Source organism: Terrabacter sp. NPDC000476, assembly GCF_040300125.1.
Lineage (GTDB): Bacteria > Actinomycetota > Actinomycetes > Actinomycetales > Dermatophilaceae > Terrabacter.
The window spans coordinates 658,728-678,392 of sequence record NZ_JBEPDF010000001.1; the positions used below are offsets into that span (position 1 = coordinate 658,728).

Below are 19,665 nucleotides of genomic sequence, written 5' to 3' on the forward strand. Positions count from 1 at the left end.
ACAAGTAGCCTCGGCCACGAGAGAACCCGCAGGTGAGGCGCCACCGGGTACCTCCGCCGAAACCGTGCCATCAACCATCGTTTCAGGCAGCCCGTGGCGTGCGCTCTTCCGCATGGGCCACCGGATGCGTCGCGCCTCCGACACCCGACTCCTCCACGCCGCAGCGGTGTACGCAGGACTCGTCGCCACCGCCGTGTTCGCGATCGCACTGAGCGTGACCGCCATCGCCTACTCCGGCCGGGCAGAGCACGACGCGGCGCGCTGGATCAAGACGAGCGAAACGTTCGACAGCAAGTTCGTGCCTCCCGACTTCACCACAGCCGACGCCGACGCGCGCGACCGGTGGACTGCGCAGCTCAAGAACGCCCCAATCCTGTGGTCTAACCGGTATGACACCATCAACAACGGCCCTGAATACAGCGTCGACATCCTGGTCGGGCAAGAGCCCACGCTGCCGCCGCCACCCGGACTACCCCGCTGGCCACAACCGGGCGAGGCCTTCCTTTCCCCTCAGCTGCTCGCGGACGGCGCGAACGAGAACATTTCCGCGCGCTACGGAAGGTTTGCCGGAACCATCGGTCCGGAAGGCCTCTCGGCAGTCGACGAACGCTACGCCGTCGTCAACCCAATCCCGGGCACCTTTCCGACCTCAGACCTCTACCCCGTCGAGTCACTCGGGGTGCCCCGCGCGCAGCCATGGTGGTCCTTGGACCTACACGCACCGACCGGGGAAACCGGGGTCATCTTCGCCGCGCCGTTCATGCTTGCCGCCATCCTCCTGCTGATCGGGATCCCCGCCCTGATCCTGCTCCTCGTGGCTCGTCGCGTCGACCAAGAACCACGCCAGCGGCGACGCATGGTTCTGCGCGCCCTCGGGGCCAGCGACTGGCACATGAGAGCTGTGCGACTAGGAGAGATCGCTGCCCCGGCGACCGCCGCCGCAGCAACAGGGGTCCTCCTCGCACTTGTCCTGGCATTTGTGCAGATACGAATCCCAGTCACCACCTACCTGCTCCCTACCGCATGGATCCGGTCCGCGCTGCCCTCATTGATGGGCTTCACCCTGCTGCTGATGGCCCTCGCCATCGGGCTCCTCCTCGGAGGTAACACCCGTTCCGCACCGGACTCCGCCAGCCCCCGTGCCAAACGTCTCACCCTCCCGATCTGGCTCGCCGTACTCAGCCCCCTGTTCGGGATCGCCGCCGCGCAGCTGCCCAACGTCATCGATCCAGGACGCCAAGCCCCCTGGGTGCTGACCTACGTCGCCTGTGCGGCGGGCGCAATCGTGACCCTGCCACTGACCATCTACATCCTGATGCGCATGTTTGGCTCCAGCATCGCCACGGCATCCGTCCGGCGCGGATCTCCCTCCGGCCTGCTGGTGTCTCGCCTGATCCTTGCCCATCCCCGGTCCCTCGTCGTAACAGTTGCCGCCATCGTGGTTGGTGCCGGACTCCTGTCTCAGACCCAGTTCATCAACAACGCTCTGCAGGAGCGGACCCGTCAAGCCATCTCGGTGCAGGCCCACGTCGGCGACCGCACCTTGGTCGCCACCTACATGGAAGGCATCACCGGCCTCAAGCAAGTCGCTGCCGCCCTACCCACGGGTGCCCATCACATCGTCATCACCGGAAACACGAAGGGAGGTAGCGCCCAGATCAATGGCAGCTGCAGCGACCTGGCCGCGTTCGCTCTGCCATGCCCCGCTGGTACCGACCCAGTCCCGCTCAAGCAACCCATCACAGGCGATCTCGCGTTCGTCGGGCTCAGCGCGCCCCTGGAGCCAGGAATGATCAACCTGAGTACCACTCCAGCACCGCAACTCGCGGGCACTCAGGTCCCGCAGTGGCTGGTCGTGCACTCCGACGAACCAATGGACCAAGCGGCTTTGAAGGCCAGGATCATCCCAACCAGCTGGCCCAACATCGGGCCGGAATCACCAGCCTGGAACTTCACGGGCGGAGCAGCCGCCAACGCCGAACAGGGACGATGGATCACAGTCCTTGGAGCTCTTGGGATGCTCATCGCCATCGCGGCTCTAGGGGCAACGGCCCTCAATGACTTCGCCCGCCAGGCCCGCGGTCTCGGAGTGCTCAACGCCTACCTTCGCCAGACCCGCACCCTCATCATGATCACGACAGGAGTCGTCGGCATCCCTCTCGCCGTCGGCGGCATTCTCGCGGCTGCTCAGTCACTGGCCCTGGTCCAGGTGCCTATCGCCGCGAAGATGGCCGAGCCCTTCGGCCTCCCACTGGCCATCAGCATCTCCATCGCGTCGATCCTGATCGCGGCAGTCTGCTCCATCATCGGCACCGTCACACTGCGGGCGGCTCTCGTTCGTTGGAGACCAGGTAGCGCAGACCAGTAACTCGAACAGTCGGGCGTCCCACCCAGCCGCGACGCACCAGGTCTCCAATCGGTTATTGACAGATGCAGAGAACCGTCTGGCTCCTCCCTGTGAGCTCCGCCAGTTCATGGATTGACCGTCCCGCCTCATACTGCTCGGCGCAGAACGCGAGCAATCGCGCGCGCTGCTGCGCTGTCTGCTTGATCGTGGCGGTGCCGACGAACTCCGCGAGAACTGGGAGGGTCGGGCGCCCGGGTCAGGGCATGGCGCAAGTTTAGGAAGTGCCGCCCCGCGTCGCGCCGCCTTGAGGCAGGGTGCTTGATACTGGCCCCCATGAGTAGGAGGCGGCCTTACGTCGGACCGACCTTGGTGAGCAGGTCGGCCGCGAGCCACTGCTGCGCCAGCACGCCCTCGCTCTCGAGGTAGTAGCTGACGAGGGCGTACCAGGCGCCGCCGCGCTTATCCCACGCGAGCAAGATGCCGGGGTGCGGCCCGGGAGCTTCGCGGGGACCGCGGACCCAGACGTGTCGGCGGCTCGGAGGCACGGGCGGGATCGGGTGCGCGTGCCCTCGACCTGATCCGCCTGCCATTGCTTAAGTATCGAACATTAGTTCCAATGGCGCGGCAACTCCCCTGAAGGGAGTCCCGGCTCATCGAGCCGGATCAGCAACGTTGGTCCACGTCCGCGACGGGTCGCGTCGAGGGGCATTCGGCGTCAAGCCACGGACATCCTCAACGCCGGCGTGGTCCACGTGTGGTCCACGCCGGACAAAATTGAAGGACCCCTGACCGGCGTTTCCGCTGGTCAGGGGTCCTTTTTCAATGGTGGGCGATACTGGGTTTGAACCAGTGACCTCTTCCGTGTCAAGGAAGCGCGCTACCGCTGCGCCAATCGCCCGTGGGTCCTGCTGTCGTGCTGGGTCATGCCGTGGTGCTGATGGTGCTACCGAGGTGGAGACGGGATTTGAACCCGTGTACGCGGCTTTGCAGGCCGCTGCCTCGCCTCTCGGCCACTCCACCGTGGAAGGCAAGTGGATCTTTTGCCTCCGAGCGGACGACCGGGCTCGAACCGGCGACCTCAACCTTGGCAAGGTTGCGCTCTACCAACTGAGCTACGTCCGCGGAACACCAGCGGTGTAACTTCCCCGCTGCGTGCTTGGTAGACATTAGCCGATCGATCCACGAGATACAAAACCGGCTCCCGCGGCCTCCTCAGCCCTTCCTGGCGGCCCCTCGCGAGGCCTCCCGGGAGGCCTCCGCAGCCCCCTTCGCGCCCTCCTCGACCCCGCGCCGGACGGCCGCGGCGATGGGTCCCTGCTCGACGTGCTCGTACTGCTGGTCGCGCGCCTGGGCCGCGATTCCCGCCGCCGGCTCCGCGTCGTCGACCGTCCGCGGCGCGGTCGAGGCATCGGCGCGGGACGGGTCGTTCCGGCTCAACAGCCCGCCGGCGCCCTCCATGGCCCAGTTGACGAGGCGCACGTCCGCACCGGGGTGCAGCGGGGCGGGCCAGAGGGTGCGGACGGCCGCGTTGAGCCCCGCGCCGATGAGGATGGCGACCGCCAGGGCGTAGAGCCAGACGAGCAGCACGATGGGCGTGCTGAGCGGCCCGTAGATCGAGGAGCCGCCCATCGACGCCTCGAGCGAGATGCGCACGACGTAGGAGGCCCCCACCCAGATCGCCATGGCGAGCACCGCGCCCGGGATGTTGCGCCGCCACGGGCTGCGCTGCGGCGTGGACACGTGGTACATGGCGGCGAGCAGCACGACGCTGAAGACCACGAGCGTCGGCCAGTAGAGGGCCTTGGTCACCGTGGCCGCGCCGTCGGGCAGCCACGAGGCCAGGATGCCGGGCCCCAGGAGCATGAGCGGCAGCACGACGATGGCCGCCAGGATGCCGACGGTGTAGAGCAGCAGGCTGAAGGCCCGCATGTGCACGATGCCGCGGGCATCCTTCTGGCCGTACATGATCGAGACGGTGTCGATGAAGACGTTGAGCGCACGCGAGCCCGACCACAGCGACAGCAGGAAGCCGACCGAGATGATGTCGGCACGCCCACCGCGCAGGACGTCCGTGATCGTCGGCAGCAGCAGCTCGTTGATGCTCGACTCGGTGAGGAAGCGCGAGGCGTACACCTGGATCGTCGAGACGATGCGCGCAACCGTGTCCTCACCGATCCAGCCCCCGACGAAGCCGAGCCCACCGAAGAGCCCGAGCACGAGCGGCGGCAGGCTGAGCAGCATGAAGAACGCCCCCTCGGCCGCGAGCCCGGTCACCCGGTAGCGCAGGCACACCCGGATCGTCTCCAGCGTCAGTCGCGCCAGCGGCACGCCCCACGGCACCCGCTCCAGCCCAGCTCGCACCCGCTCACGCACGTTCATCGCTCCCGAGGCTAGTCGCTCGCGCTCCCCCGCCTACCCTCGAGCCGTGAGCACCCACGACGTGACGAACCAGGTGCCGCCCTTCGTCGGCGGCGACCTCCTCGCGGACGACCCTGCGCTCCTCGAGGGCGTGCGCCGCTGGGCCGGCCCCGCCGCCGTCGAGGACCTCGCTCCCCTGGCCCGTCTCGCGGGCTCCGAGGAGGCGCAGGAGCACGGCCGGCTCGCCGACACCCACCGCCCGGTCCTGCGCACCCACGACGCGCGCGGCAACCGCGTCGACGAGGTGGAGTTCCACCCCTCGTGGCACTGGCTCCTGACGCAGGCGACCGGGGCAGGCCTCACCGCCGAGCCGTGGACCCGCCCGCCCCGCAGTGGCGCCCACGTGCGCCGCGCCGCCGGCTTCGTGCTGTGGTCACGTGTCGAGGCGGGCCACGGCTGCCCCGTGTCGATGACGTACGCCGCCGGCTCGGCCCTGCGCCACGACGTGACCCTGGGCGACCGCTGGCTCCCCGCCCTGGCCAGCCGCTCCTACGACCCCGCGCTCCGTCCCGTCACGACCAAGACGAATGCCCTCGCGGGCATGGGCATGACCGAGAAGCAGGGCGGCTCCGACGTGCGCGCCAACACCACCCGCGCCGTGCCGTCGCCCGGTGGTCCACTGCCCGGTGACACCTACCGGCTGACGGGTCACAAGTGGTTCTGCTCCGCCCCGATGAGCGACGTCTTCCTCGTGCTGGCCCAGGCGCCAGGCGGGCTCACCTGCTTCGTCGTGCCGCGCGTGCTCGCCGACGGCACCCGCAACGCCTTCGCCCTCCAGCGGCTCAAGGACAAGCTCGGCAACCACTCCAACGCCTCGAGCGAGGTCGAGCTCGACGGCACGTGGGGCAGCCGGCTCGGCGACGAGGGCCGGGGCGTGCGCACCATCCTCGACATGGTCGCGGCCACGCGCCTCGACTGCGTGCTCGGGTCGACCTCGACGATGCGCGACGCCGTGTCGCGGGCCGTGCACCACGCCCGGCACCGCCGGGCGTTCGGGGCGCTGCTCGTCGACCAGCCGCTCATGCGCAACGTGCTGGCCGACCTCGCGCTCGAGGCCGAGGCGGCCACGGTGCTCGGCCTGCGCCTGGCGCACGCCGTCGACGCGGGCGAGACCGAGCTCGCGCGGCTCGGCGTGGCGCTCGGCAAGTTCTGGGTGTGCAAGCGCACCGCACCGATGGTGGCCGAGGCGCTCGAGTGCCTCGGCGGCAACGGCTACGTCGAGGAGAACGGCCTCGCCCGCCTCTACCGCGAGGCGCCGCTCAACTCGATCTGGGAGGGCTCCGGCAACGTCAACGCCCTCGACGTGGTGCGCGCCCTGACCCGCGAACCCGCGACGCTGCAGGCGCTGACGAAGGAGCTGCACACGGTGCGCGGCCAGAGCAGCGAGCTCGACGCATACGTGGACTCGGCTGTCGCGCAAGCGGACTCGCTCGACGCCGACACGGCTGCGGCAGCCTTCGGCGCCCGCGCGGTCGTCGAGCGGCTGGCTGTCGCGCTCCAGGCCGCGCTCGTGCTCCAGCACTCCCCCGGCCCGGTCGCCGACGCCTTCGTCGCGAGCCGGGTCGGCGGACGCCGCGGGCACACCTTCGGGTCGCTCGACGTCGACCTCGCCGGGGCGACCGACGCCGTGCTGGCCCGGGTCAGCTGAGCTCGAGCCGCTTCTTCTCGGCCTCGACGTCGAAGTCGGCGGGCGGCCACTGGAGGTTCATGCCTCGCAGCGCGTCGAGCAGCAGCTGCTGGACGGCGAGACGGGCGTACCACTTGCGGTCCGCCGGCACGACGTGCCACGGCGCACCCACGGTGGACGTCTTGTCGAGCACGGCCTGGTAGGCCTCCATGTACTCACCCCAGTGACCCCGCTCGTCGACGTCACCGGGGTTGTACTTGTAGTACTTGTCGGGACGGTCGAGGCGCTCGCCGAGCCGCTCCTTCTGCTCGTTCTTGGAGATGTGGGTCATCACCTTGATCACCGTCGTGCCGGACGCCGCGAGCTTGCGCTCGAAGGCGTTGATCTGCGCGTAGCGCTTCGACCACACCTCGCGCGGCACGAGGTCGTGCACGCGCACGACGAGGACGTCCTCGTAGTGCGACCGGTCGAACGCCCCCAGCTGGCCGGGCTCCGGCAGCGCCCGCTCGATGCGCCAGAGGAAGTCGTGCGCGCGTTCCTCCTCGGTGGGCGCCTTGAACGCCGTCGCGTGCACGCCCTCCGGGTTGACCGAGATGACGTGCCGCATGATCCCGCCCTTGCCGGAGGTGTCCATGCCCTGCACGACGAGCAGCACCGACCGCGTCGACCCGCTCCGCGACTCGGCCCAGAGCCGCTCGAGCAGGTCGGAGAGCTCCGCCTCGCACGCCCTGAGCGCCGCCTTCCCGGCGAGCTTGTCGCCGGTGAACCCCGGGGTGGCCCGGGTGTCGACCTCGGCGAGCACGAAGCCCTTGCCGACGCGCAGCTCGTTGGTCAGGTCGGTGATCTGCTCGACCGACTCGGCCTCGTGCGCAGCCACGGCCTCGTCGAGCTCGGCCTGCTCCTTCAGCGCCCGCTCGGCGGCCGCACTGACGGGCGACCCGCCCTTGCCGCCCTTGTTGCCCTCGTTGCCCTTGCCGTGCTTGCTCTTCGCGCCCTTGGCTCCCTTGCCCATGGCGCCATCCTGCCCGACCGGAGCGGGCTCTGCCGGAGTTGTCACCGGGTGACCCGTGCGCAACCCGACCGATGCCTGTCCGATACTGCTCGCATGCGCCTGCTCCTGCCCGGCTCCAGCGGTCTGCCCGCCCTCACCGCCCTCGACGACGCCGGTCTCTTCGCGGCGTACGCCCCTCCGGCCCGGGCCTGGCTGCGCTGCAACATGGTCAGCTCCCTGGACGGCGCCGCGACCGGCGCCGACGGCCGCTCGGGCTCGATCAACAACGAGGCCGACCACGCCGTCTTCGAGGTGCTGCGGGCCCTGTGCGACGCCGTCGTCGTCGGGGCCGGCACGATCCGCGCCGAGGGCTACCCGCCGCTGTCGGTCGCCGAGCCGCTGCGGGCCCTGCGGCGCGAGCACGGGCTCGCCGACGCGCTGCCCCTCGTCGCCGTGAGCAACCGCGGCATCGTGCCCGAGACGCTCCGCGGCTGCCGTGACGGCCGCGCCCTGCTCGCCGCCCCCGCCGGCGCCGAGCACCTCGACGAGGCGCGGCAGGCCCTCGGCGACGAGCACGTGCTCGTCTGCGGTGACGAGACGGTCGATCTCCCGGAGCTCGTCACGGCGCTGGGGGCGCGCGGCTGGCGGCACCTGCTCACCGAGGGTGGCCCCGGTCTGCTCGGCTCGTTCCTCGCCGCCGGGCTCGTCGACGAGCTGTGCTTCACCATCGCACCCCAGGTCGTCGGCGGCGAGCACCCACGGCCCGTCTCGGCCGACGGAACCCCCAGCGACCTCGACCTCGAGACGCTCGTCGAGCAGGACGGCACCCTCATGGGCCGCTGGTTCGTCCGCCGTCCCACGGCGGGGTCGGACGGGTGAGATCTCCTCAGGCTCAGCGACTCTCGACGAACTCGCGGAGCGAGCGCTCCCAGCGCTCGCTGTCGTAGTTCCACTCGCGGCAGTGCCGCGCCGTCTGCCACCGGTCGAAGCGCACGAGGTCGGGCCGTCTCCCGGCCAGCGCCACGGCGGGACCGATCGGCACGAAGTCGTCGCCGTCCGAGTGGATGACGAGCATCGGGTGGCGCAGCTCGTCGGCCCGCCCGACCCAGTCGGTGCGGGCCACGTCGATGGGCTCGTGCACGCCGACGAGCCGGCGGCTGCGTGACGATCCCATCAGGTCGGTCGCCATCCGCACGAGCGGGCCCGGCACCTGGTGGAGGCGGCCGTGGTGGCGCAGCACGACCCCCCAGTCGAGCACGGCGGAGTCGAGCACGACGCCGACGACGAGGTCCGAGAGCGGGGAACGGTCGAGGGTCTGCAGGACGATGGCGCCGCCCATCGACCAGCCGAGCAGGAGGATGCGGCGCGCTCCCTGCGACACGGCATACGCCATCGCCGCCTCGACGTCGCTCCACTCGGAGAGGCCGAGGTTGTAGCGCCCGTCGGGGCCACCGGGTGAGTCACGGTCGTTGCGGTAGGCGGCGACGAGGCTCGTCCACCCGGCCGCGCGCAGCACGGGGACGGCGCGCAGCGTCTCCTCCTTGCGCGCGCCGCGCCCGTGCACGAGCACGGCCCAGTCGCCGGGCCTGCCGTCCCGCCCCGGCTCCGGGCGCACCACCCAGCCGGGCAACGGGCCGACGTCGGAGTCGATCGCGACGTCCTCGTCGGGCAGACCGAGGCTGACGGAGGGGCGGTCCCAGTAGTAGTACTGGTTCCAGCGCGCCGGGCCGTCGGCGAGCGTGCCGCGGTCGACGGCCAGCAGCCTCCGCGTCACGCTCGTGGCGTCCTGCCCGACGATGTCGCCCACGCGGGCGTGACCGGCTCCACCCTCGAGCCACACGCCGTAGCGTCCCGGCACGAGCGGGTCGGGCCCGGCCGCGAAGGTCACGGTGTCGGCGTCGTGGCGCAGGATCGTCACGTCGTCGGGCTGCAGCTCGTCGGGGGTGACGACGCGGCGGGCGAACCAGGCGGCCGCGGCCACCGAGCCGGCGGCGGCCCCGACGACGGAACCGGTGCCGGCCGCAGCAGCGACGAGCACCGGGCGCGAGACGAGCTGACGCACCTGCACGTCGTCATCCTCGCAAACACGGCACTCCGGGCGCCGCGCGCCCCGCCGTCGGCGCGGAGCCGGGCACAAACCACGCCGTCGTGGCGTTGGTCAGGACATGAGCGACCAGAGCACCTCCCAGCAGCCGTATGCCGTCCAGCGCACCGAGGACGAGTGGCGCGCCGCCCTCTCGCCCGCCGAGTACAAGGTGCTGCGCCAGGCCGGCACCGAGCCGGCCTTCCGCGGGGAGTACACCGACACCAAGACCCAGGGCGTCTACTCGTGCCGCGCGTGCGGCGCCGAGCTCTTCCGCAGCGACACGAAGTTCGAGTCGCACTGCGGGTGGCCGTCCTTCTACTCACCCCTCGCCGGTGACTCGGTGCAGTACATCGAGGACCGCACCTTCGGGATGAAGCGCGTCGAGGTGCGGTGCGCCACGTGTGGTTCGCACCTCGGTCACGTCTTCGAGGGCGAGGGCTACGACACCCCGACCGACCAGCGCTACTGCATCAACTCCATCTCGCTGCGCCTCCAGCCCGACGAGACCTCCGAGCCGGGCAGCGCGCCGGCCTGAGCGTCGGGCCCGCCTCGGTCGTGAGCGACCGGGCGAACGGGCGACCGTGCGGCCGCCTCGCGGGGACACCCCTGCTGGGCGGCCGCACCCGGATCGCCTAGGGTTTTCTCCCATGGCTGACGACGGGGACCTGCGCATCGGCACGCGCGAGCGCGAGGAGGCGCTCGCCGCCCTCGCGCAGCACCACGACGCCGGCCGGCTCGACGCCGACGACTACGAGGACCGGCGCGGCCGGGCCGGCGACGCCGTGACCCGGCGCGAGCTCGCCGAGCTCTTCGACGACCTCCCCGAGCCCCGGCCGCGCCTCGACCCACCCACCGACGTCGCCCACCCCGCGACCGGCGCGCCGGCGGCGCAGACCCGGCCCAGGGGACCCGTGAGCGGCCCGGTCCGGGCCGCGCGGCTGCTCACCGCGCTGTCGCCCTTCATCGCCGTCGGGCTCTTCATCGCCACGGGCAGGTGGTGGTGGTTCCTGCTCATCCCCGCGCTCGCCGTCATCGCGCGCAACCTCGAGGAGTGAGCGGCCTCAGCGCAGGTTGGCGACCAGCTGGGCCGGCTCGACCTTGGGGCCGGTGAAGAACGGGATCTCCTCCCGCACGTGCATGCGGGCCCGGGAGGCACGCAGCTCGCGCATGAGGTCGACGATCCGGTGCAGCTCGTCGGCCTCGAAGGCGAGCAGCCACTCGTAGTCGCCGAGGGCGAACGAGGCGATGGTGTTGGCCCGCACGTCGGGGTAGTCGCGCGCCATCTGGCCGTGCTCGCGCAGGAGGTCGCGCCGCTCGCCGTCGTCGAGGAGGTACCACTCGTACGACCGCACGAAGGGGTAGACGCAGACGTACTTGCGCGACACCTCGTCGGCCATGAAGGCCGGGATGTGGCTCTTGTTGAACTCCGCCGGCCGGTGCAGCGCTGCTGCGCTCCACACCGGCTCGAGGTGCGAGCCGAGCTCGGTGCGCAGCAGGCGGTGGTAGGCCGACTGGAGGGCCTCGATCGTCTCGGCGTGCCACCACACCATGAAGTCGGCGTCACCGCGCAGACCGGCCACGTCGTAGAGGCCGCGCACGACCACACCCTCGCCCGCCACCTCCTCGAGGAAGGCCTCGAGCTCGGCGACGTGCTTGTCGCGGTCGTCACCGAGCGGGGTGACCGCGCTGAAGACCGACCACATGCAGTAGCGGATCGTGTCGTTGATCTCCCGCATCCGGGCTGGTGTCAGGCGCTCGCTCATGGGGCCATCATCCCAAGGCGTCGGAGCGCTCGTCCCAGTGGGTCTGCACGACGCGGGCGGCCGCCCGGCCCGACGCGACGCAGGCCGGGATGCCGACGCCGTCGTAGGCCGCCCCGCACCGGGCCAGCCCCGGCGGCAGGTCGCGCGTGGGCGCCAGCCGCGACCGGTGCCCCACGGCATACTGCGGCAGGCCGCCGCCCCACCGCTGCACGTGCGTCGCGACCGGCGCGGGCAGGTCGCCGCCCAGAACCGTGTGCAGGTCGGTGAGCGCTGCGGCCACGAGCTCGTCGTCGGAGCGCTGGAGGGCGGCCTCCTCGCCGTGCCGACCGACCGACGCGCGCAGGTAGGTGCGGCCCGGGTGCGCGCGGGCGAGCCACGGCCACTTGACGGTGCTGAAGGTGGACGCCTTGATCGTCAGGGGCTCGGCGGGCGGCACGAGGAAGCCGCTGCTGCCCTCGAGCGCCTCGGGCGGAGGCCCGTCGAGCGCGAGCGTGACGATCGCCATCGAGGCGTACTCGACCCCGGCGAGCGCCGCCGCGGCCACGGGCGCCACCTCGCGCAGCAACCGGGCCGTCGGCGCCGCCGGCGTCGCGAGCACCACGGCGTCGAAGCGCTCCTCGAGCACCTGGGTCGTCGGCCCCGAGGAGACGACCCAGCCGGCGCCGTCGCGCCGCAGGCCGCGCACGACGGTGCCGGTGCGCACGCGCACGCCGGCCTCCGCGAGCCGCGCCCCGAGCACCTCGGGCAGCCTCCCTAGCCCGCCGACGAGGGAGGCGAAGACCGGGGTCCCGGCGAGTGGACCGTCCGCCGCGGCGGCCGCAGCGGCCCGCGCGACGTCGAGCAGCGGGCGACCCTCGTGGGCCGCGGCGGCCAGCACCGGCACGGCCTGGTCGACGGATATCTGGCGCGCGTGGCCGGCGTAGACGCCGGCGAGCAGGGGCTCGACGAGGCGGTCGGTCACCGCCGGGCCGAGCCGCGCGTCGACGAGGTCCCCCACGGACAGGTCGCCCGGCACCGGTCCCGTCGCCCGCTCGTGCGCGAGGCGGTCGACCTCGGCGTCGGTGAGCAGACCCCGCACCGACTCCGGGTCGGAGGGCACCCCCATGACCGTGCCACGCGGCATCGGCCAGCGCACGCCCCGCGAGACGATGGCGGCCCCGGCCGGGCCGGGGTGCGTCACCTCACCGGTGAGACCGAGCTCGTCGAGCAGACCCACCGCCTCGGGCCGGCGGGCGAGCACCGACTCGGCCCCGACGTCGATGCGCGCGCCGCCGACGTCCTCGAGCCGGAGCTTGCCGCCGAGGCGGTCGGTGGCCTCGAGGAGCACCACCGAGGTGTCCGCCCCGGCACGACTCAGCTCCCACGCCGCCGCGAGCCCGCTGATGCCCCCACCGATGACCGCGACCGACCTGCCCATGCCGCCACTCTCCCACCCGGCGCCGACGGCCCGAGCAGCGGTTCGGTCGAGGGTTCGGTCGAGTCGTTCGGTCGAGTCGTTCGGTAGAGGCGTTTGGTCGAGGCGTTTGGTCGAGGCGGTGTCCATGAGGGACCGTTGACCCATGGGTACCCTCGCGCTGCTCGCCGCCGCGCCCGCCATGACCCCCGTCCACGCCGGCGTCGCCCCGGCCCTGCAGCCCTCGGCCGACCTCTCCGGCCTGGTGGGCGTCGCCTACCGCGTCATCGCCGCCCTCGGCGAGTGGGGCGTCGGCGCCCTCACCTTCCTCGAGACGGTGCTGCCGCCGATCCCGAGCGAGGTCGTGCTGCCGCTCGCCGGGTTCATCGCCCGCCAGGGCCAGCTCGGCCTCGTGCTGCTGCTCGTGACGAGCACCGTGGGCTCCTACCTCGGCGCGCTCGTGCTCTACCTGCTCGCCGCGCGGCTCGGCCAGGAACGCGCCATCCGGGTCATGGCGCGTCTCCCCCTCGTCGACCGCCACGACTTCGAGCGCGCGACCGCCTGGTTCGCCGACCACGGGCGCCGCTCGGTCTTCCTCGGCCGTCTCGTGCCGGGCGTCCGCAGCCTCGTGTCGCTGCCCGCCGGCGCCGTCCGGATGCCGTGGACGAGCTTCACGGTCTTGACGATCGCCGGGAGCGCCGTCTGGAACGGGCTGCTCATCGGGCTGGGCTACGTGCTCGGCTCCCGCTACGAGCTCGTCGACCGCTACTCCGGCGTGCTCGACAAGGTCGTCATCGGCGTCGTCGTCGTGCTGCTCGTCGCGCTCGTCGTGCGCCGGGTCCGCCGGGGGCGGGCCGTCCGCTCCACCCCGTCGGCCCCGGAGGTGGGTCCCGGCGCCGGCACCAGCGAGGAGGAGACCGCGACCCCGCGTCGCTGACGGCGGCGCTCGGCCCGGCAACGATCGGGCTGCGCCGCGTGTCCTAGGGGCAGGACGTCGCCACGCAGGCCGCGGCACGACGCGGTGGGCGACCTGTCGAAAGGCACGCCATGACCGCCTCACCCCACCTGCGTCCCCTCCGCCGAGGGCCGGTCGTGCCGGCCTCGCGGCGCCGACCGGTCGTCGCGCTCGCCGTGGTGGCGCTGCTCCTGCTCTCGGTCCCCCTGGGCCTGGGCGCGCTCCGATCCGGCTCGGCCCCGTCCATGTCGACGGGGAGCGCGGACCCGGTCGGGCGCGAGGCGAGCGGGGGCACGTCGCCCGGGGCCGCCTTCGACGGCAGCTCGGCGGCCAAGGCGCCTGCGACGGACAGCAGCCCCTCCTCGGCCGGGGGCGCGGCGGCCGCGGTCGTCGGGGCGAAGATCGCGCGCACCGCGTGGCTCGGCCTCCAGGTGGGCGACCTCGCGGCCTCGGCGGCCAGGGTGCGCCTCCTCGCCTCGGGGGCGGGCGGGTCCGTGACGTCCGAGAACGTCGTGACCGCGGCCGGTCCGGCGGACGGCCAGGTCGACGGCCAGGTCGGCGATCAGGTCGGCCGTCAGGGCGGGGACCAGACGGTGGGAACCGGGTCGGCGCCGTCCGTGCCGGGCGTCGGGGTCGACGAGGCCCGGCTCACCCTCAGCGTGCCCGCGGCGGCCCTCGACGACGTGCTCACCCAGCTCTCGAAGCTGGGGTCGGTCTCGTACCGGTCGTCGACGTCGGAGGACGTGACCGACGGCTACGTCGACACCAAGGCGCGGATCGGCCCGATGCAGGACGGAATCGACCGCGTGCGGGCCCTGCTCGCCAAGGCCACCGGCCTGCCGCAGGTCATCACCCTCGAGAGCGAGCTGACCCGGCGGCAGGCCGACCTCGACTCGCTGCGGCAACGGCTGGCCGAGCTCGACCGCATCACCGCCACGAGCACGGTGACGGTCGCCCTCTGGACCGGCTCCACCCCGGCGTCGACGACCGACGACGGCGGCTTCGTCGCCACCGTGCGCGCGGCGTGGGAGGCCCTGCTCGGCTCGCTCACCGTGATCCTCACCGGCCTGGCCGTGCTGCTGCCCTGGCTCGTCGTCGGCATCCCGATCGTCGTCGTGCTCGGGCGGCTCTGGCGCCGGCGTGCGACGACGCCGGCTCCCAGCTCGACGACCACCTCCCCGAGCGCCGCAAGCACCCCGGGCGCCCCGGCGTCGGTCCCGTCGCCGACCGGCAGCCCGGGCGCCGACCCGTCGGCATAGCCGTCAGCGGCCGAGCTTGCCCCGGACGAGCCCCGCGACCTGGCGCATCTCGCGCACCCCGAAGGCGTGGGCGAGACCGACGTAGACGACCCCGAGGACGAGCCCGACGAGCCCGATCTCCACGGCGCTGGCGAACATCCGGCGCAGGGCCGAGCCACCCTCGGCGATGGCCGCCCCCGTGATGGGGTCGAGCACCGTCGTGGCGCCCCAGGCGACGAGTCCGGCCAGCGCCGCGGCGGCGCCGACCCGCGACGCGGTGACGAGACCGCTCGTCAGGCCGAGCGGGCCGATGCGACGGCGGAGCAGGTGCAGGCCGACGGCCGAGCTCACGACGTTGCCGACGGTCTGCCCCACCGCCATGACGCCGATCGCCCACACCGGGTTGATGAAGAGCGTCACGACGCCGGCAACGGCACTGATGCCGGTGAGCAGCACCTGCATCACCACCGTCGGCCGGCCGTCCTCGAGGGCGAAGAACATCCGGTAGCAGAGCAGGTCGAGGCCGAACGGCACGAGACCGAGGATCATGATGACGAGCACGCTCGACGCCACCTCGACCGAGCGCTGGTCGATACCGGGGTTGAGCAGGGCCACGACCGGCTGGGCGAGGACGATGACCGCCACCATGATCGGCACGTTGACCACGAGCGGCATCGTGAGGCCCGTGCGGAAGTCGCGCCGCAGCGTCGCCCGGTCGTCGGCCGCCGCGGCCTTCGAGAAGCGGGGGAAGAGCGCGGTCATGATCGAGACGGTGACGAAGGCGTGCGGCAGCATGAAGAGCGTGAAGGCAATGCCGTACGCGGCAGGACCACGCGCGTCGAGCGAGAGCCCGAGGGTCTTCGCCGACGCCGTCGCGTTGTTGAGCGCGCCCTGGCTGATGAAGAAGCCGACCTGCGAGACGGCCAGACCCACGAAGGCCCACACGGCGAGCCGCCTGACCCCGCCGAGCCCGACCCCGCGCAGGCCCCAGCGCGGCCGGTAGCGGAAGCCGGTGCGCCGCAGGGCGGGCACCAGCGAGAGCGCCTGCACGACCACCGACAGGGTGGCCGACCCGGCGAAGAGCCAGATCATCGGCCCGGTCCACTGCGCGGGGTCGCCCGGCTGCGGCTGGCCCTCGACCGGTTGCCCGAGGGGGCGCCCGAAGGCCACCAGGAAGACGAGCAGCCCGGCCACGGCGACGACGTTGGCGAAGAACGGCGCCCACGCGAACGCCCCGAACTGGCCGCGGGCGTTGAGGATCTGCCCGAGCAGGGCGAAGAGGCCGTAGAAGAAGATCTGCGGCAGGCAGATGAGCGAGAAGGCGAGCGCGAGGCTCTTGAAGTCGTCGGAGTTGTTGCTCGCGAGCAGCCACACGAACCCGGCGGCGCCCGCCATGACGGCGGCCGTGATGACGGCCATGCCGGCCAGCGCGACGGTGATGACGCGGTCGGTGAACTCCTGCCCGCCGTCCGCGAGCTTCATGGCCCGCGCGAGCGACGGGATGAGCACGGCGTTGAGGATGCCGCCGGCCGCGAGCACGTAGAGGACGTTGGGCAGCGTGTTGGCGAGCGAGAAGGCGTCACCGGCCAGCTTCGCGCCGATGATGAAGGTGATGAGGCCGTTGCGCACGACGCCGAGCACGCGCGATGCCACCGACCCGCCGAGCATCGTCAGGCTCGAGCGGGCGACGGAGGGAGCCGCGGTCGCGGTGGTCGTCGTCATGGGCGGCTCGAGCACTCGTGGACGAGGGCGGTGACGCGCGTCAGGACGTCCGGGTCGACGGCCGGCAGCACCCCGTGGCCGAGGTTGAAGATGTGCCCCGGCGCCCGGCGCCCCTCCTCGACGATCTCGCGGACCCGTCGCTCGAGGGCCTCCCACGGCGCGAAGAGCAGCGCCGGGTCGAGGTTGCCCTGGACGGCGTACGTCGGCCCGAGGCGCTCGACGGCGTCGGTCAGCGAGACGCGGTAGTCGACGCCGACGACCTCGGCGCCCGCCTCGCCCATGAGCGCGAGCAGCTCGCCGGTGCCGACGCCGAAGTGGATGCGGGGCACGTCGAGGTCGGCGACCATCCCGAGGGCGACCGCGGAGTGCGGCATCGCGCGGGCGGCGTAGTCGGCCCTGGACAGGGCACCGGCCCACGAGTCGAAGAGCTGCACCACGCTCGCCCCGGCCTCGGCCTGCACGCGCAGGAACTCCCCGGAGATCTGGGCGAGCTTGGCGCACAAGGCGTCCCACAGCTGCGGGTCGCCGTGCATGAGGGCCTTGGTCTTCTCGTGGTTCTTCGACGGACCACCCTCGACGAGGTAGCTGGCGAGGGTGAACGGCGCGCCGGCGAAGCCGATGAGCGGGGTCTCGCCGAGCTCGGCCACGAGCTGGTGCACGGCCTCGGTGATGAAGGGCACGTGCTCGGGCGTCAGCGGCACGAGCTGGTCGAGGTCTGCCGCGGTGCGGATCGGCCGGGCCACGACGGGGCCGACGCCGGGCACGATGTCGAGGTCGACGCCGATGGCCTTGAGCGGCACGACGATGTCGCTGAAGAAGATGGCGGCGTCGACGCCGTGGCGGCGCACCGGCTGGAGGGTGATCTCCGTGACGAGCTCGGGGCGCATGCACGACTCGAGCATCGGCACGCCCTCGCGGATCGCGCGGTACTCCGGCAGCGAGCGACCGGCCTGGCGCATGAACCACACCGGCGTCCGGGTGGTCGACTCGCGGCGCGCAGCGCGGACGATGTCGCTCTGGCGGGTGTCTGGCGGGGCTGTGGTCGGCACCGGTCAATCCTGCCACGGTGCGCCGAGCGCCTCGCGCCACGCGCACGGCGCGCCCTGAGGACAGAACGCCCGGACCCGGCATACGCTCGGGTGGTGCACACGAGAACGCTGCCGGGCAGCAGCGGCGCCGTCTTCGCGAGGACGCTGAGCGACCTCCGGGACGTCCGTCTGCGCTCCGAGGTGCGCCTGACGGAGGTTCCGGCACCGACGCGCATCGCGCCCTTCGCGGCCGCGCTGACCGCCGACGTCATCGACGTCAGCGACCCCGAGGAGGACCTCGCGACGGGCCGCTTCGTCGTGCTCCACGACCCGGCCGCCCCCGACACGTGGAACGGCCAGTGGCGCATCGTCACGTTCGCGCGCGCCGAGCTCGAGCCCGAGCTCTCGGGCGACCCGATGCTCGGTGCCGTCGGCTGGTCGTGGCTCACCGACTCCCTCGCCGAGCGCGGGCTCACGTGGACGGCCGAGGCCGGCACCGTGACGCGCGTCGTCAGCGAGAGCTTCGCCGGACTCGCCGAGCGCGAGGCGAGCGTCGAGATGGAGCTCCGCGCGTCGTGGACCCCCGTCGCCGGCGACGTGACCGACCACCTGCGGGCCTGGGCCGACATGCTGTGCACGGTCGCCGGCATCCCACCCCTGCCCGACGGCGTCGTTCCCCTGCCGGGACAGCGCCGGTGACGGCTGAGCCGCACGACCCCGCGCCCGACGTGACGGCGCCGGAGGTCCTCGAGTCCCAGGCCGTCGAGCCCCAGGCGGTCGAACCCCAGGCCCCGGAGCCGGAGGCGCGCGTCCTCGTCCCGTTGACGCACCCGCGCGACGGCGTGCCGGACGTCGTCACCGACGAGCGCACGCTGATGCGCGCGGCCGAGGCCATCGCGAACGGCACCGGCCCGGTGGGCGTGGACGCCGAGCGGGCGTCGGGCTACCGCTACGGCCAGCGCGCCTACCTCGTGCAGCTGCGCCGCGAGGGCTCGGGCAGCTGGCTCATCGACCCCATCGCCTGCCCCGACCTCTCCCCCGTCGGCGAGGCCATCGGCGACGCCGAGTGGATCCTGCACGCCGCCACGCAGGACCTCCCGTGCCTGGCCGAGGTCGGCATGCGGCCCACCGCGCTCTTCGACACCGAGCTGGGCGGGCGGCTCGCCGGCCTGCCGCGCGTCGGGCTCGGCGCCATGGTCGAGCACTACCTCGGGCTCCAGCTGGCCAAGGAGCACTCGGCCGTCGACTGGTCCGACCGCCCCCTTCCCGAGCCGTGGCTGCGGTATGCCGCCCTCGACGTCGAGGTGCTCGGTGACCTCCGCGACGCGGTGGCCGCCGAGCTCACCGCACAGGGCAAGGCGGGCTGGGCCGCCGAGGAGTTCACCCACCTGCTCGGCTTCACCGGTCCCGAGCCCCGCACCGACCCGTGGCGGCGCACGTCCGGCATGCACAAGGTGCGCGGGCGCCGCGGCCTCGCCATCGTGCGCGAGCTGTGGCTCTGGCGCGACGGCGTGGCCCAGGAACGCGACACCTCGCCCGGCCGGGTGCTGCCCGACGCCGCGATCAGCGAGATCGCCATCGCCAACCAGCGGGCCGCGCGCCCGCCGCGCACCGTCACCGTCAGCGAGCCCCGCCTCGCCCGGTCGGTGCGCCGGCACCAGAGCGCCATCCTCGAGGTCGTCGCGCACGCGCTCGACCTGCCCGAGAGCGACCTGCCCGTGCTGGCCCTGCCGCCGAGCGGCCCGCCGCCGCCCAAGGCCTGGGCCGACCGCGACCCCGTCGCCGCGGCCCGCCTCGCCCGCGCCCGTGAGCTGCTCGGCGCGGTCTCCGACGAGCTGGCCGTGCCGGTCGAGAACCTGCTGACGCCCGACCTGCTGCGCCGCTACCTCTGGGAGGGGCCGGCCGCACCGACCACCGCCGAGGTGGCCGAGGGCCTGTCGGCCATGGGCGCACGCCGGTGGCAGACGACGATCACCGCCCCCCTCGTCTCGCTCGCCTGCAGCGAGAACCCACCCGCCTGACGCGCGGTCGCGCGCGGTCGCACGCGGTCGACGTGCCGTCGACGTCCGAGTGCGCCGACGGCCCTCGGCCGTGAGG

At 72.7% G+C, this 19,665-nt stretch carries 18 protein-coding genes and 3 tRNA genes; 9 read left to right on the top strand and 12 right to left on the bottom strand.

Annotated features, from left to right (window positions below; translation table 11 throughout):
• The first annotated feature begins 64 nt into the window (after positions 1 to 64).
• Complete coding sequence (locus ABT295_RS03080) at positions 65 to 2,368, top strand: hypothetical protein (protein WP_352392947.1); 2,304 nt, start codon at positions 65 to 67, stop codon at positions 2,366 to 2,368.
• A 52-nt stretch (positions 2,369 to 2,420) separates the two neighbouring features.
• Here ABT295_RS03080 and ABT295_RS21160 read toward each other — a convergent pair whose 3' ends face one another.
• From ABT295_RS21160 to ABT295_RS03105, 6 genes are all read right to left on the bottom strand, one after another.
• Entirely contained in the window at positions 2,421 to 2,552 is a 132-nt protein-coding gene (locus ABT295_RS21160) for a helix-turn-helix domain-containing protein (protein WP_502991125.1), read from the bottom strand.
• A 145-nt stretch (positions 2,553 to 2,697) separates the two neighbouring features.
• The gene (locus ABT295_RS03085; protein ID WP_352392948.1) at positions 2,698 to 2,823 is read right to left on the bottom strand and encodes a hypothetical protein; all 126 of its coding nucleotides are present in this window, start codon (positions 2,821 to 2,823) and stop codon (positions 2,698 to 2,700) included.
• Between the two features lie 347 nt (positions 2,824 to 3,170).
• Positions 3,171 to 3,245 (bottom strand) — tRNA-Val (locus tag ABT295_RS03090).
• 51 nt (positions 3,246 to 3,296) lie between these two features.
• Positions 3,297 to 3,367: transfer RNA gene (locus tag ABT295_RS03095), tRNA-Cys, on the bottom strand.
• A 29-nt stretch (positions 3,368 to 3,396) separates the two neighbouring features.
• Positions 3,397 to 3,469: transfer RNA gene (locus ABT295_RS03100), tRNA-Gly, on the bottom strand.
• 90 nt (positions 3,470 to 3,559) lie between these two features.
• Complete coding sequence (locus ABT295_RS03105) at positions 3,560 to 4,726, bottom strand: YihY/virulence factor BrkB family protein (RefSeq protein ID WP_352392949.1); 1,167 nt, start codon at positions 4,724 to 4,726, stop codon at positions 3,560 to 3,562.
• A 46-nt stretch (positions 4,727 to 4,772) separates the two neighbouring features.
• Here ABT295_RS03105 and ABT295_RS03110 point away from each other — a divergent pair, with 46 nt between their 5' ends.
• The gene (locus tag ABT295_RS03110) at positions 4,773 to 6,413 is read left to right on the top strand and encodes an acyl-CoA dehydrogenase family protein (protein WP_352392950.1); all 1,641 of its coding nucleotides are present in this window, start codon (positions 4,773 to 4,775) and stop codon (positions 6,411 to 6,413) included.
• On the opposite strand, the gene ABT295_RS03115 is transcribed toward ABT295_RS03110, so the two are convergent.
• Positions 6,406 to 7,404, bottom strand: a complete 999-nt coding sequence (locus ABT295_RS03115) for a polyphosphate kinase 2 family protein (RefSeq protein WP_352392951.1) — start codon at positions 7,402 to 7,404, stop codon at positions 6,406 to 6,408. The genes ABT295_RS03110 and ABT295_RS03115 overlap by 8 nt on opposite strands.
• Before the next feature lie 93 nt (positions 7,405 to 7,497).
• Between ABT295_RS03115 and ABT295_RS03120 the strand changes: the two genes are divergently transcribed.
• Positions 7,498 to 8,262: a dihydrofolate reductase family protein gene (locus ABT295_RS03120; protein ID WP_352392952.1), complete on the top strand. Its 765-nt coding sequence runs from the start codon at positions 7,498 to 7,500 to the stop codon at positions 8,260 to 8,262.
• Between the two features lie 13 nt (positions 8,263 to 8,275).
• Here ABT295_RS03120 and ABT295_RS03125 read toward each other — a convergent pair whose 3' ends face one another.
• A complete protein-coding gene (locus ABT295_RS03125) occupies positions 8,276 to 9,451 on the bottom strand; it encodes an alpha/beta hydrolase family protein (protein ID WP_352392953.1) in 1,176 nt (391 codons plus the stop codon).
• A 97-nt stretch (positions 9,452 to 9,548) separates the two neighbouring features.
• Here ABT295_RS03125 and msrB point away from each other — a divergent pair, with 97 nt between their 5' ends.
• Positions 9,549 to 10,004, top strand: coding sequence for a peptide-methionine (R)-S-oxide reductase MsrB (gene msrB, locus ABT295_RS03130; RefSeq protein WP_352392954.1), 456 nt, complete (start codon positions 9,549 to 9,551; stop codon positions 10,002 to 10,004).
• A gap of 112 nt (positions 10,005 to 10,116) precedes the next feature.
• A complete protein-coding gene (locus ABT295_RS03135) occupies positions 10,117 to 10,524 on the top strand; it encodes a DUF1707 SHOCT-like domain-containing protein (protein ID WP_352392955.1) in 408 nt (135 codons plus the stop codon).
• A 6-nt stretch (positions 10,525 to 10,530) separates the two neighbouring features.
• On the opposite strand, the gene hemQ is transcribed toward ABT295_RS03135, so the two are convergent.
• Positions 10,531 to 11,232, bottom strand: coding sequence for a hydrogen peroxide-dependent heme synthase (gene hemQ, locus ABT295_RS03140; protein ID WP_352392956.1), 702 nt, complete (start codon positions 11,230 to 11,232; stop codon positions 10,531 to 10,533).
• Positions 11,233 to 11,239: 7 nt separating this feature from the next.
• Positions 11,240 to 12,649 carry a protoporphyrinogen oxidase gene (gene hemG, locus ABT295_RS03145; RefSeq protein ID WP_352392957.1) on the bottom strand — a complete coding sequence of 470 codons (1,410 nt, stop codon included), beginning with the start codon at positions 12,647 to 12,649 and terminating at the stop codon, positions 11,240 to 11,242.
• Between the two features lie 142 nt (positions 12,650 to 12,791).
• On the opposite strand from hemG, the gene ABT295_RS03150 reads away from it, so the two are divergent.
• Together ABT295_RS03150 and ABT295_RS03155 are read left to right on the top strand one after the other, a co-directional pair.
• Entirely contained in the window at positions 12,792 to 13,562 is a 771-nt protein-coding gene (locus ABT295_RS03150) for a DedA family protein (RefSeq protein WP_502991067.1), read from the top strand.
• Between the two features lie 110 nt (positions 13,563 to 13,672).
• Positions 13,673 to 14,839 carry a DUF4349 domain-containing protein gene (locus ABT295_RS03155; RefSeq protein WP_352392958.1) on the top strand — a complete coding sequence of 389 codons (1,167 nt, stop codon included), beginning with the start codon at positions 13,673 to 13,675 and terminating at the stop codon, positions 14,837 to 14,839.
• Between the two features lie 3 nt (positions 14,840 to 14,842).
• Here ABT295_RS03155 and murJ read toward each other — a convergent pair whose 3' ends face one another.
• Together murJ and hemE are read right to left on the bottom strand one after the other, a co-directional pair.
• Positions 14,843 to 16,540 carry a murein biosynthesis integral membrane protein MurJ gene (gene murJ / locus ABT295_RS03160; protein ID WP_352392959.1) on the bottom strand — a complete coding sequence of 566 codons (1,698 nt, stop codon included), beginning with the start codon at positions 16,538 to 16,540 and terminating at the stop codon, positions 14,843 to 14,845.
• Positions 16,537 to 17,589, bottom strand: coding sequence for a uroporphyrinogen decarboxylase (gene hemE / locus ABT295_RS03165; protein WP_352392960.1), 1,053 nt, complete (start codon positions 17,587 to 17,589; stop codon positions 16,537 to 16,539). Before hemE ends, murJ begins: the two co-directional genes overlap by 4 nt.
• A 93-nt stretch (positions 17,590 to 17,682) precedes the next feature.
• Here hemE and ABT295_RS03170 point away from each other — a divergent pair, with 93 nt between their 5' ends.
• A complete protein-coding gene (locus tag ABT295_RS03170) occupies positions 17,683 to 18,267 on the top strand; it encodes a DUF3000 domain-containing protein (protein ID WP_352392961.1) in 585 nt (194 codons plus the stop codon).
• Positions 18,264 to 19,589 carry an HRDC domain-containing protein gene (locus ABT295_RS03175; protein ID WP_352392962.1) on the top strand — a complete coding sequence of 442 codons (1,326 nt, stop codon included), beginning with the start codon at positions 18,264 to 18,266 and terminating at the stop codon, positions 19,587 to 19,589. Before ABT295_RS03170 ends, ABT295_RS03175 begins: the two co-directional genes overlap by 4 nt.
• The last annotated feature ends 76 nt before the right edge of the window (positions 19,590 to 19,665 follow it).

Excerpts from the sequence above, each read along its gene's own strand:
- ABT295_RS03105 (WP_352392949.1), bottom strand. The coding sequence starts at position 4,726 with ATGAACGTGCGTGAGCGGGTGCGAGCTGGGCTGGAGCGGGTGCCGTGG.
- ABT295_RS03120 (WP_352392952.1), top strand. The coding sequence starts at position 7,498 with ATGCGCCTGCTCCTGCCCGGCTCCAGCGGTCTGCCCGCCCTCACCGCC.
- ABT295_RS03135 (WP_352392955.1), top strand. The coding sequence starts at position 10,117 with ATGGCTGACGACGGGGACCTGCGCATCGGCACGCGCGAGCGCGAGGAG.
- ABT295_RS03150 (WP_502991067.1), top strand. The coding sequence starts at position 12,792 with ATGGGTACCCTCGCGCTGCTCGCCGCCGCGCCCGCCATGACCCCCGTC.
- murJ (WP_352392959.1), bottom strand. The coding sequence starts at position 16,540 with ATGACGACGACCACCGCGACCGCGGCTCCCTCCGTCGCCCGCTCGAGC.
- hemG (WP_352392957.1), bottom strand. The coding sequence starts at position 12,649 with ATGGGCAGGTCGGTCGCGGTCATCGGTGGGGGCATCAGCGGGCTCGCG.
- hemQ (WP_352392956.1), bottom strand. The coding sequence starts at position 11,232 with ATGAGCGAGCGCCTGACACCAGCCCGGATGCGGGAGATCAACGACACG.
- ABT295_RS03115 (WP_352392951.1), bottom strand. The coding sequence starts at position 7,404 with ATGGGCAAGGGAGCCAAGGGCGCGAAGAGCAAGCACGGCAAGGGCAAC.
- ABT295_RS03155 (WP_352392958.1), top strand. The coding sequence starts at position 13,673 with ATGACCGCCTCACCCCACCTGCGTCCCCTCCGCCGAGGGCCGGTCGTG.
- msrB (WP_352392954.1), top strand. The coding sequence starts at position 9,549 with ATGAGCGACCAGAGCACCTCCCAGCAGCCGTATGCCGTCCAGCGCACC.